This window comes from Rhodococcus yunnanensis NBRC 103083, from assembly GCF_001895005.1.
GTDB lineage: Bacteria > Actinomycetota > Actinomycetes > Mycobacteriales > Mycobacteriaceae > Rhodococcoides > Rhodococcoides yunnanense.
Window position 1 is genome coordinate 65807 of sequence record NZ_BCXH01000018.1, and the last position, 12023, is coordinate 77829.

The window sequence follows — 12023 nt, forward strand, 5'->3', positions numbered from 1 at the left end:
AGCAGTACTGTCCGGTCCCGCCGCAGCCCGAGAAGATCCGACCGTAGGGCTATGAACCTTCACTATTGTGTGGCGGGCGGCCGTCGGTGCACGATGGTCCGGCCCGAGGCTCGGAACGAGCAGACGGTACCGCGCGGGTCGGTGCCGAAGGTCTCGGACGGAAGGGGTTCGCTGTGCTCTGGTCTCGGACTGTGTCGGCTTGTCTCGTGGCAGCAGCGGCGGTAGCGATGGCGGTGTCGAGCAGCGCTGTCGTGCAAGCGAAGCCAACGGGACCCTCCGAGGTCTCCGTCGTCACCGACGTGTCGCTGAAAGACCACACCATCTACCGGCCGACGTCGATCCCCGACGATGCCCCGGTCCTGGTGTACGGAGAAGGCGGGTGCATCGAGAACGGACTCATCGACCAGGCGATGCTGCGCCAGATCGCGTCGCAGGGCATCGTCGTGCTCGCCACGGGCGGCCCCGTGCAGTTCGGGATCTCGACCGTGGAGTCGTTGGAGGAGTCGCTCGACTGGGCGAAGGCAGAGAACCTTCGGCCGGGCAGCCCGTACTTCGGAAAGCTCGATACCGACGCGGTTGCGGTTGCCGGCTGGTCGTGCGGAGGACTGCAAGCGTACGAGCTGGCAACGCGTAGGCCCGAAGTCGCTGCGATCGGCATTCTCAACAGTGGTCAGTTGCAGCCCGACCAAGCGAAGCTCGATGCGTTGCGAGCTCCTGTCCTGTTTCTTCTGGGTGGACCGTCCGACGTCGCATACACCAACGGTGTTCGTGACTTCGAGAATCTCCCCGCATCGTTGCCGACATTCCTCGCCAGCGCCGACCATGGACACATCGGAACGCGGTTCGAGAAGAACGGCGGCGAGTACGCCGACATCCTGACCGATTGGATCAAGTGGAACATCGACTCCGACGAGGCGTCGTCGGGCACGTTCGTGGGGGCTGACTGCCGACTGTGCACCGATACGGCCTGGGATGTGCGCAAACGCAACATCTCCTGACATCTGGCATCGGTGGCCGTCCAAGTCAGTTGCGGCGGCGCCGCCACGGCGTGCGCTGGCCCGGCCTTGGTGCGATGTCGGCGAGCGTGCCGTTGTTGAAGTCCTCGACGAGGTTGCGGATCGTGCCTTGTGCGCACGACTTGTTGGTCCCGATGTATCCCGACGGGCCTCGTTTGATCCAGCCCGTCACGTACGAGCCGGGCACGACGACACCGCCGGGAGCGTCGAGCACACGACCGTCGTCGTTGGGGATGACACCGCGCCGGTCGTCGAACGGCACCCCGGGGAGTGCAACTCCGCGGTAGCCGATCGAGGTGAGTACGAGCCCGGTATCGATGATCTCGACGTCGCCGGTCGCGACGGCCAGGGCCGATCCGTCGGCGCCGGTGTCGAGCGTCATTCGATCGAACTCGACCCCTGTCACCGAGGTGTCACCGAGAATTCTGGTGGGGGAGAGCAAGTACCTCAACACGATTCGCCTGTTGGCACTGCCCGTCACGTCGTCGATACGGCGAAGCAACCGGAGTTTCTGCTCGACCGCATGAGGCAGGTCGTTGGTCTCGGCGAGGGCGATCGTGGCCGCGTCGAGCATGATCTCGTCGCGGTGAATCGAGACATCGATGCCCGCAGTGGCGAGCAGACCGGCGAACTCGGGAACCGTGAACGCCGACTGGGCGACACCGCGTCGCCCGACGATGTGGACCTCTTCGATGTTGGACTCGCGCAACGCCGTCAGCGCGTACGAGGGCACATTGGTGCCGATCAGTCGATCCGGATCGATCGTCAGAATTCGGGCCACATCGAGAGCGACATTGCCGTTTCCGATGACGACGGCTCGCTTGGAGGACAGATCGAAACGCCGGTGCGCATGATCGGGATGCCCGTTGTACCAGGCGACGAAGTCGGTGGCCGACGAACGCCCGTCGAGGTCCGCACCGGGAATGGTCAATTCGCGATCTCGGGACGCGCCGACGGCGTAGACGACAGCATGATGGTCGTCGAGCAGTCGATCGTGCGTGATGTCCTTGCCGACCTCGACGCCGAGGTGGAGTCGAAAGCCCGGTTGCGCAGCGATCTGGTCGAACAGACGCGAGACCTGCCGTGTCTTCTCGTGATCGGGTGCGACGCCGAGACGCGCAAGTCCGTGGGGTTGCGAGAGGCGATCGTAGACATCGACTTTCACTCCGGGCTGAGTGAGGAGCTCATCCGCCGCGTACATCGCCGACGGACCCGAACCCACGATCGCGACCCGGAGCGCCTGGCGTTCTCTCGTCACCGTGGGAGCCGGGGACACCGGTGCGAGCAGAGGCCGCTTGGGCCGCTGCTGCTTGTAGAAGTCGGCGTTGATCGTCAGGAACGGCAGTTGCGTCTCGGTCAGCTTCGACCGAGGAACGATCGCGTCGACCGGACACGCCGACACACATGCACCACAATCGACACACGACGCCGGGTCGATGTGCAGCATTTCTGCCGTCAGGAAGTCGGGTTCGTCCGGAGTGGGATGGATGCAGTTGACCGGGCACGCGTACACGCACGATGCGTCGCTGCAACAAGATTGGGTGACAACGTGGGGCATGACGAATTCCTGACGACAGGCGCTGCTGTGGAGCTGACTGGCGCTGTGAATGGTAAAGAGGATCAAGCTGCGAATTGGCTGGAGCTGCGGTCGGGTTCGCTACGGAAACGCGATGCCTTGCCGTCGATTCCGCAGGCCGTCCACATGAGTTTCGCGGCGCGGTTCATCATCTTGGTCTCGGTGGCGAGCATCCGTACGTCGCCGAAGTAGTCCTGCAGCGTGTGCTGCGATTCGTCCGTGCCCCAGAAGAGATCGTCCTTGACGTACTTCGGGATCTCGAACTTCTGCCAGAACTTCTTCGGCGGGATGACGATGACGTCGCACAGGATGCGCATCGTGATCGGGAACGCGAGCGAGAGGAAGAAGCGGCCGATCCTGGACATCTTCGGGACGCGACGACGCAGGAGCTGGTGCGCGAAGGAGATGTGGCGTGCTTCTTCGGCGACGTGAATTGCCATGACGCCCTGCATGATCGGATGAATCTCTTCGCCCGAGCGCAGAATGCCCTTCTGGATGTGGTCGATCGGTTCTTCTCCCGCGAGGACCCCGACGAAGAAGAGTTCGGGTAGGAGAGTCGCGAACAGCGGGATGATCGGGGAGAGGATCTTCATCGGACGGCTCATGCCGGGGGCATCGGCGTCGACTCGGTTCACCATTTCCTGGAACATCAAGGTGTGGTTGCACTCTTCGATCGACTCGTGCGTGCAGTACCGAGCCTCGGCCGAGCCGTTCGGCAGCGAGAAGACGTACTGCATCATGCCGCGGATCAGAATGTTCTCGAACTGCAAGCCGACCTTGGCGACATTGGCTTGACGCCACATGCCGATGGCGATCTGCTGATCCTCGGGAAGCGCCCGGTACCAGGGGTGTCCGCCGATCGGATCGGTCTTCGCCGGAAGTATCCAGCGGCGGTCGTTCGCAGTGACCGCGAAGGCGGGGGATTCCCAGTCGATGTCGACGTAGGGGTCGAAGTGCTTGTGCACCGAACCCTCGGACAGGAGCTGAAGTGTTTCGTTGTACTGCTCGGTCTCCGCGTCGGTGTCGATCGAGCGCGTCGTGGTTGACGTCGTTGTCATCGCTTCTCCCTACGTGGTGCGAACATGGAGTTAATGTAACTCGAAGTATCACCAAATGGAAGCGCATCGTTGAAAATTGCCGCACTGTATTCCTGACCTGCGGCGGAGTGCATGCCTCGGACCGCCTGTTCATTAGCGCAGTTGTGCGCTAATCTAAGCGCAGAAACGAGCTAAGGAGATTCGCATGACGTTGACCTCGGAACAGATCGATCGCGCCGCAGGGGTTCTGCTGGGCGCGGCGACGGGTGACGCACTCGGCGCCGGCTACGAGTTCACACACCCGGCGGCAGGCACCGTCGTCGACATGATCGGCGGCGGACCGTTCAAGTGGGCGCCGGGGGAATGGACGGACGATACCTCGATGGCGGCGGCGATCGCCCTTGTGGCACGCGGGGGCGTCGACATCGGGACCGAAGAGGGTCTCGACGCCATCGCGTCGAACTTCGTCGCCTGGTACGACACGAAGCCCGCCGACATCGGCCATCAGACCGGGTCGGTCCTCGGCCATCGGAGCTCCACAGCCGCCGACATGACCCGCCGAGCGGCGAGTCTCACCGGACGAACCGGCGGCAACGGCTCACTCATGCGCACCGCACCTGTCGCGTTGGCCTATCTCGACGACGCCGAGGCATGCACGCGCGCGGCCGAGGCGATCAGCGCGCTGACGCACTCGGACCCTCGGGCGGGCGAGGCGTGCAGGATGTGGTCGTTCGCGATTCGGCACGCGGTGCTCGAGGGAAGTTTCGACGGTGTGCGGTTGTGGCTCGACGTGGATGGCGACGCCGCGAGGTACTGGCGTCCGTTGCTCGACGAAGCCGAATCCGGGGAGCCGAAGGACTTCTCGAACAACGGCTGGGTGGTGCATGCACTGCAGACCGCGTGGTGGGCCATCGTTCGAGCCGATCAGGACGGCCCCGACCACCTGGCACGCACACTCGAGTTGTGCGTCCTCGCGGGCGGAGACACCGACACCACGGCCGCCATCGCGGGAGGACTGCTCGGCGCGAGATGGGGTGCCTCGGCAGTGCCCGTGCGGTGGAGGTCCGCCCTGCACGGGTACCCGGCCCTGACCGGCGACGACCTCGTGGCTGTCGCCGTCGACATCGCAGACAACACAGGAAGGTAGTCATGAGCATCATCGATGTCGTGCGGGGGGACATCACGACCGTGCGCATCGATGCCGGCGACGTGGGTCATTCGCACGGCCGGGCCACGCTACTTCGCGCACGAGAATCGGCAGACTGACGTCGGCTCGATCGCGATTCAGCTTCGCAGCATGGCCGCAGCCGATTCGGGCAGTGCTGCAGCCCCGCTTCGGCGATACACCTCTGCCGGGCGCCCACCCCCCGCGAGCGAGGTTTCACCGGTGGCAGTCAACGCTCCGAAGACGTGTCGCCGGAAGGTGTCCTTGGGTAGATCCTTGTCGAAGACCACCTCGTACAGTCTCCTGAGCTCGAGGAGTGTGAACCTGTCACCGAGGATCCCCGCCGGATCGACGCTCGAGGCGTACCGGTCGCGTAGATCCCGTACGGACAACGCCACCATCGCACCGTGATCGAAAGCCAGTGAGGTCACCGGTTTTTCGTCGACGACGGCCACGAGTTCGACTTCGGATTCGACGATCCCCGGCGGTACCGCGGTACCGTGTGCCATCGAGAGCACCCATCCTCGCTCGTCGCGGTCCGGAGCGTCGAACATGCCGATCTGGTGAAAATCCAAGCCGCCGAGCCCTGCTTTGGTGCGCAGGGCTCGGTCGGCTGCATCGGCGAGGCGCTCGCCGGGGTGCAGGAATGTGCCGGGTAGGGCGGGCCCTCTCGGCGACGGCACCACAACGACCTTGACGGTTTCCTCGTGCACCGTCAACACAGCGACGTCGACGGCAACCGACGGCCTGGGGTAGTCGGTCAGGGCCTTGCCCGAGTCCTCGTTAGACACCGCGCAAGCTTAGCGCGTTGCTGATCTATCAGGTCACAGGTCGAACAGTGCCGGCTCCTCCAGTTGTTCGAACAGTGAAATCTGTTGCGCCTTCGGCGGAGTCGGCGGCGCTGGGGTGAATGCGTGCGCCAGACTGTCCGCGACATGGGCCCAACTCATGGCGAGGGTGTCGCACATGACGGCAGCCCGGATCCGGCGTTCGTCGCCGAGGCGGTGGGCGTGATCGCGAAATCTGCGCTCCGAGTATCGGGCTCGTTCGACGAGTTGCTCGATGTCTTGCTTGCGGCACATCGCTTCCACGGTGGCCGAGTCCACAGGGCCGCGCGTGAGCTCGCACGCTGCACGCAAGGTTCCGAGGGTCCCGCTGTCGTCCGACCACGAGACCGTGGACACCGGTTCCGGATGGCGATGTTCGGGGTCGAAGACGGTGCCTCCGAGTTCGGCGGCGAAGGGGCGATCGATCGAGTCGACGAACAAGCCGAGATGAAACAGCATCGACGTCAGATGCCGCGGAACGTATGTCTGAGTGGCCACGGCGATTCCGGCGAACAGTTGGTCGCCCGCGACGGCGAACGTGATGTTCCGCCAGCGAGTGTTCAACCAGGAAAGCTTGCGGGACAACGACGCCGATATCGAGACCCCGGAGACGAGCGGAGCATGCAGCCGAACCGAATTGGCGTCGGGGCCGAAGCATACGTGCAGGGGTAGTGCGAACCCGTCGATCCGGATGTCGCCGTTGTTTTCCTGTCGTACCTCGACGCCGGGAGCAGACGCGACGGTGTCCAGAATCAGTGCCCGTAGATGGTCGATGTCGATCGGCAGTGTCGTGGTGGTGTCCGGGCGTTGGTGATCGGTCGCTGTTCGGAACTGTCGATCGTCGCGCCCCTCACAATCGGCTGAGAGAAACGCAGGATGCGGTACGTGCCAAGCCTCGCGAAACAATCGGACTATCAGGGTGGCCAACTCGGATGCCGTCCTCGTCCGCCGTTGCATCGATCTGCTGATCAGAGTGTTCCGCTCGGTACGTTCGGCGGGCACGGTCCATCCCAGTTCGACGAGTAACTCGTCGTTGCCCGCACCCGAGTCGGCGCCGTCGCACAGGTAGCTGTCCAGGACGGCGGTGGACTCGATGACGCCGTCCGGGCTGCAGCGCAGCCGGACCCACGGTGAGTCACCGTCACCGCGATCGATCCCGGACTCGGCGACGATGTCGAGCCGATCCCGCGGACGCAGTGCCGACAGGAACGATGCCAGATCGTCGGTGTACGAGGCCCACGCACTCTCGATGGAAATGTGGAGTCGGTCGTTCATACGGATGCCCTCCCGTCGACGAGCGGCTGAATCCGCCCGTCGGAAAGGACACTAGCGATGGGGTCCGACAGCATTTCGTGGCTTCGCCGCCCGTGCGCGGGTGGAACATTCCGCGGTCACCGGAGCGCTCACGGGTAGCGACACCGCAGCGCCTAGTTCTCGCAGCCGACGCCGTCCCCGTCGCGATCGAGTTTCGAACTGTAACCCGGCTCGCCCGCGTAGATCGGTGCGGCTCCCGCCGCGCGGACGGCAGAACAATTCGCGTAGGACACGTATGACGGTGCCTCGGGCACAGCTGCCAGAGGGGCAGGGGCAGGGGCATAGACGGGCGCGGGCTCGGGAACATAGGCAGGTTCGGGAGCCGGCGGCGGTACGTAGGGTGCCGGAGTGGTCGGTACTGCCTCGTACACGGTCACGGCTTCCGGAGTCGGTGCGAGTGTTGTCGGGGGAGCGGTCGTGGTTGCCGGAGCCGTTGTGGTTGCCGGAGCGGTCGTGGTTGCCGGAGCCGTTGTGGTCGGCTTGGTCGTCGTCGGGGGCGCGGTAGTCCTCGCTACTTCGGCGAGTGTGGGCACGCTCACCACACCGGCGGGCGTGGTCTCGGTGGTGTCCGGCGTCGGAGTCAGGACGGCAAACGCGATCAGCGCGGGGAGCGCTGCCACTGCCGGCGCGGCCCAGATCATTCGACCTCGCGACGGCTTGCTGAACAGGTACAGCCCACCGGCCGCGGCGATGCACAGGCCGAGAATCAGTCCCACGATCGACAGGTCGATCGCGGCGGCCAATACGAACAGCGCACCGAGAACAAGGGCAACCCAGGCGACGATCTTGCCGAGGAGGGGGCGTGGACGCTCGGGGCGATCGGCGCCGGGAAAGACGTAGGGCTGCGAAAACGGATCGGTCATGGGGGTCCTCGTATCGGCCTGTGGGTGCGGCGCTACGAGCGTGCGCGGCGCACAGGCTCGAAGCCGGCAATGACCGACGCGGGATTCTTCACGAGAAGTCGTTGCTTGTGACTACGAGCACGTTGTCGCTGCCCGGCCCGCCGCCGTTACAGATCGCGGAGTGCGCGGGCCATGCGGGCGTGGTTACAGTGCGTACGTCGTTTACAGCGGCGACCGACTACGCGAACACGGGCGGCGGAGCCGCGTCATCCCCGTCCTCAATTCCGTCCTCATCGCCGTCGTCATCCCAGTCCCCGAACGGTTCTGCACGCTCGACGCCTGCGAGGACGGCGCGGCGCAGAGCCGGCGGAACTTCCAGTGAATCGTCGACTCGCACCAGGACGCCCTGTTCCTGGAGGGCGCGGACTCGATAGTCGATCAACTGAGCGGTTCGCAGGTCCTCGCCTTCGAGGCCGTCGTAATCTTCCTCGGGATTGTCGAGGGGGAGGTCCTCGGTCATCGCTGCCAGCAGAGTCTGAATCGCGAAGGAGTTGGACAGTGCCATCGACACGTCCTCCTCGCTCAGACTCAGCTGATGGCGAATGTGCTGTGTCAGCACCTCTCTGAGTGTGTCCACCGATCGAGAACGATAGCTGTCGGCGCTCGGCCCCGGCACGACGTCGGTTCCTTCCACCTGCAGGACGTCGGATGCGATCGCAGCCGCCCACTGATCGAGCGATGCGAGGTCGGCGGGCGAAGGGTCATGGTCGTGGTCATGGTCGGCGTCGTGGTCGTGGTCGTCGAGCGCCGTCGACAGTTCTTCGACGCCGGCCACCGGGATCCCCGCACCGACGCGTTCGACGAGTGCGTCCACACCGACCACGAGTGGCAACGCCAGCAAAGCGGCCGATTCGGCCTCGATGGCGATCTCGGGCAGTTCGACGTCCTCGGGATCCAGCACATCGGGGTCGCTGTCGATGAAGTCGGTGAGATCTTCCATGCAGTGCGAGAAGTCCTCGTCGGTGCCGGTCCAGCGGTCGGTCTCGTCCAGGAAGGTGAGGAATTCGAGCAGTGTCACGACGATGTTGGTCGCGGCAGCTGCGCCGTTCTCTTCGTCGGAGTCCTCGATGCGCTCGACGGCGTCGACGATGAAGTGTGCGTCGTTGGGGGTCCACGACGTGACCGAGAATCCAGGGTTCGCGCGGTCGATCTGAGTCAGCGTGGTGCGTACCAGGCCGACCACGCGTTCCGCGTGTCGGCCCAAGTCGCGATCGGTCAACCACGCGCCGAAGTCCTCGAGAACGCCCGCAGGGAATGTGGGTAGATGCGAGCCCGTCGACGACTGCTGACGGCGCTGACGAGCCTTGGTCTTGGCTGCGCGCTTCTGTCCCCGACTTGCCGGTCCCTTGGATCCCATGCTCGTCAGCCTATCGGGCGTGGTTCGGCGACGCGGTCGCAGTGGCGCGACACGGTTGTGGCCAGAACGGTATCGATGGTCCGCGGCAACCGTGCGTCGGCTGCCGCGGACCATCGATGCGGAAGGGAAGCTGTTGTCTACGTTGCCAATTGAGACTCACGCTTCGGTTCGACGTTCTCGTCGTCGGCAAACGGATCGCCGTTGCGCGGGCTGTTGTACCGGTCGAGGTCGAGGATGCCTTCACGTTTGGCGACGATGGTCGGCACCAGTGCCTGACCGGTGACGTTGACAGCCGTGCGGCCCATGTCGACGATCGGTTCGACAGCCAGCAGCAGACCGACACCGGCGAGCGGCAGTCCCAGTGTGGACAGCGTCAGTGTCAGCATGACGGTGGCGCCGGTGGTGCCCGCGGTTGCTGCCGAGCCGATCACGGACACGACGATGATCAGCAGGTAGTCGGTGAACGTCAATCCCACACCGTAGAACTGTGCGACGAAGATCGCGGCGATCGCGGGATAGATTGCGGCGCAACCGTCCATCTTGGTCGTCGCTCCGAGAGGAACTGCGAACGACGCGTACTCCCGCGGGACTCCGAGGTTGCGTTCGGTGACGCGCTCGGTCAGTGGCAGGGTGCCGATGGAGGATCGGGACACGAATCCGAGTTGCGTCGCAGGCCATACTCCGGAGAAGAAATTGCGTACCGAAAGGCCATGAGCGCGAACGATGATCGGGTAGACGACGAAGAACACGATCGCGAGACCCACGTAGACGGCGACAGTGAACACGCCCAGCGACCCGATTGCGTCCCAACCGTACGTGGCGACAGCGTTCGCGATGAGTGCGGCGGTGCCGATCGGTGCGAGTCGGATGATCCACCACAGAACCTTCTGCACGATAGAGAGCAGGGAGGCGTTGAACGTCAGGAACGGTTCGGCTTTGTCGCCGATCTTCAGTGCCGCGATACCGATTGCTGCTGCGACGACCAGGAGCTGCAGGATGTTGAAGCTCAGTGATGTGGTGGCGGTACTGGCGAACCCGTCCCCGGCCGCCTGCGTGGTGACCGTCGTCTTCGAGCCGAGAGCGAAGAAATTGTTCGGGACGAGTCCGGTCAGGAACGACCACCACGAGCCGACGCTGCTCGGATCCTTGGCCGAGGATGCCTCGACACCGGTCCGTGAACCAGGCTGTGCGACAAGGCCGATCACGATGCCGATGATCACGGCGATGAACGCCGTGATCGCGAACCACAGCAGCGTCTGGATCGCCAGCCGCGCGGCGTTGGCGACCTGGCGGAGATTGGCGATGGACGAGACGATCGCGGTGAACACCAGAGGTACGACTGCAACGGTGAGCAGTTTGACGTAGCTCGAACCGATGGTGGCCACTGTGCCGACGAGCCAGTTGTCGTTTCCGTCGGCGGCGTCGGGCATGGAACGCGCGATCAGGCCGAGAACGACGCCGAGGATCAACCCGGCGACGATCTGTGGCCCGAACGACTTGGCCCACGTGGGCACGCGGGAAGTACGGGTAGCGCTGGGCGCAGACATGAAGATGCCCTTTCGAGAAGAAGAGAAAACCGAGGAGTGCCTCGAATCGAAGGTGCTGCCGAGATCTGTCGGTCAGCGACAGATAGCGCTGGCCTGCAGACGTAGATCGACGTAGCGTCGACTGGTCAGGAGTGGCATCACTTACTGGAGACTACTCCGAGTATCGGTCCGAACTCCCAGCGGCCCGCGGCTCCAACAGCCGCTCCCAACCGGGCTGTCGGGGTGCTTGCATCGAGCGTGCGACCGTCGCGTGCGCGTCGTAGATGTCCGTTCGCCACAGAGCTGCGATGTCGACAACAACCATCGTCAAGTGCATCACGTTGTGATCGAACGCTTCGACAACGGCGTCGGGGTCCTCGCTGTCGTACCACCCGCCGACGGAATCGATGTAGTCGCCGACGATCTCGGCGCAATTCTCGATTTGCTGGACGCACAGATGGGTGTTGCCGCGGAGGATCGCCTTTATCGTCTCGTCGCTTGCGCCACCAGGCGCGGGCTGCCACTGTTCGGTCGTCGGCCCGTCCGGCCACGATCGGAGATCGGGCACCGAGTAATTCACGTCCGGATGCTCGAAATCCATGTCGGGGTGCGCGGTGTACAGGTGGCACAGCTCGCGGAAGTGTTGTGCCACAAAGGACATGGTCACCAGCGATCGAGTGCACAGCCCCGTCCAGTTCTGCTGGACGAACTCGCGATCGAAGTTGGCCATCGCGTCGCCGACCTTGGTCATCGCGGCGTACAGCTCCTGTCCTCGCCGGATGATCGACTCGATCGTGTCGTAGCCGCGAGTGTCGAGGTCGTCGTTGTAGGAATCGAAGGTAGATGTCATGCGCGGCAAGGTAGTGCACCCCACCGACAGAAAAGTCGACGAAAACTAGTGCGCACGAGTCAAAGTCAATACTTCAATAGTTCACTCGGAAGCCGCCGATGAGCGTGATGGTGTTGCCGTCCGGATCCTCGACCGCGGAGAGACGGACGCCCTTGCTCGCGTCGACGATCTCTCCGGCTTCGATTCCGCGCCCGGTGATGTCCTCGATGTGCTTCTCGAGATCGTCGACGGCAAAGTTCAGCAGTCCCGATCCCGCGCGGGCGGCATCGACGGTCACCTGGACCCACCCTCGGCCGTGCACCTGCCATTCGACGAGTGTCGGCATCGGGTTGTTGTCCGCGGGTCGCCCGATCAACGCTTCGTACCAGGCGTTCGCCCGGTCGATGTCCGAGACGGGCACTACCGCGAGCACATGTTCGACAGCCATGAATTCCTCCGATCGGGTCTGCCATC

At 64.2% G+C, this 12023-nt stretch carries 11 protein-coding genes; 2 read left to right on the forward strand and 9 right to left on the reverse strand.

All coding sequences use genetic code 11. From position 1 onward, the window contains the following. The first annotated feature begins 206 nt into the window (after positions 1-206). On the forward strand, positions 207-998 hold the full coding sequence (locus RY1_RS23605) for a dienelactone hydrolase family protein (protein ID WP_084727785.1): 792 nt from the start codon (positions 207-209) through the stop codon (positions 996-998). Between the two features lie 25 nt (positions 999-1023). On the opposite strand, the gene RY1_RS23610 is transcribed toward RY1_RS23605, so the two are convergent. Together RY1_RS23610 and RY1_RS23620 are read right to left on the reverse strand one after the other, a co-directional pair. Next, the gene (locus tag RY1_RS23610) at positions 1024-2574 is read right to left on the reverse strand and encodes an FAD-dependent oxidoreductase (protein WP_174565458.1); all 1551 of its coding nucleotides are present in this window, start codon (positions 2572-2574) and stop codon (positions 1024-1026) included. 62 nt (positions 2575-2636) lie between these two features. Beyond that, positions 2637-3650, reverse strand: coding sequence for an AurF N-oxygenase family protein (locus tag RY1_RS23620; RefSeq protein WP_072806488.1), 1014 nt, complete (start codon positions 3648-3650; stop codon positions 2637-2639). A gap of 184 nt (positions 3651-3834) precedes the next feature. Here RY1_RS23620 and RY1_RS23625 point away from each other — a divergent pair, with 184 nt between their 5' ends. Continuing rightward, positions 3835-4776: an ADP-ribosylglycohydrolase family protein gene (locus tag RY1_RS23625; protein ID WP_072806489.1), complete on the forward strand. Its 942-nt coding sequence runs from the start codon at positions 3835-3837 to the stop codon at positions 4774-4776. Between the two features lie 137 nt (positions 4777-4913). On the opposite strand, the gene RY1_RS23630 is transcribed toward RY1_RS23625, so the two are convergent. From RY1_RS23630 to RY1_RS23660, 7 genes are all read right to left on the reverse strand, one after another. Continuing rightward, positions 4914-5585 (reverse strand): NUDIX hydrolase, encoded by a 672-nt coding sequence (locus tag RY1_RS23630; protein WP_072806490.1) that lies wholly within the window; start codon positions 5583-5585, stop codon positions 4914-4916. Between the two features lie 33 nt (positions 5586-5618). Then, positions 5619-6896 carry a T3SS (YopN, CesT) and YbjN peptide-binding chaperone 1 gene (locus RY1_RS23635; protein ID WP_072806491.1) on the reverse strand — a complete coding sequence of 426 codons (1278 nt, stop codon included), beginning with the start codon at positions 6894-6896 and terminating at the stop codon, positions 5619-5621. Positions 6897-7048: 152 nt separating this feature from the next. Beyond that, positions 7049-7798, reverse strand: a complete 750-nt coding sequence (locus RY1_RS23640) for an excalibur calcium-binding domain-containing protein (RefSeq protein WP_072806492.1) — start codon at positions 7796-7798, stop codon at positions 7049-7051. A 217-nt stretch (positions 7799-8015) separates the two neighbouring features. Further along, positions 8016-9194, reverse strand: coding sequence for a hypothetical protein (locus RY1_RS23645; RefSeq protein ID WP_245819904.1), 1179 nt, complete (start codon positions 9192-9194; stop codon positions 8016-8018). Positions 9195-9331: 137 nt separating this feature from the next. Beyond that, complete coding sequence (locus tag RY1_RS23650; protein ID WP_072806493.1) at positions 9332-10741, reverse strand: dicarboxylate/amino acid:cation symporter; 1410 nt, start codon at positions 10739-10741, stop codon at positions 9332-9334. 151 nt (positions 10742-10892) lie between these two features. Beyond that, on the reverse strand, positions 10893-11570 hold the full coding sequence (locus RY1_RS23655) for a hypothetical protein (RefSeq protein WP_072806494.1): 678 nt from the start codon (positions 11568-11570) through the stop codon (positions 10893-10895). Positions 11571-11643: 73 nt separating this feature from the next. Beyond that, positions 11644-11997, reverse strand: coding sequence for a VOC family protein (locus RY1_RS23660; protein WP_072806495.1), 354 nt, complete (start codon positions 11995-11997; stop codon positions 11644-11646). Between the last annotated feature and the right edge of the window lie 26 nt (positions 11998-12023).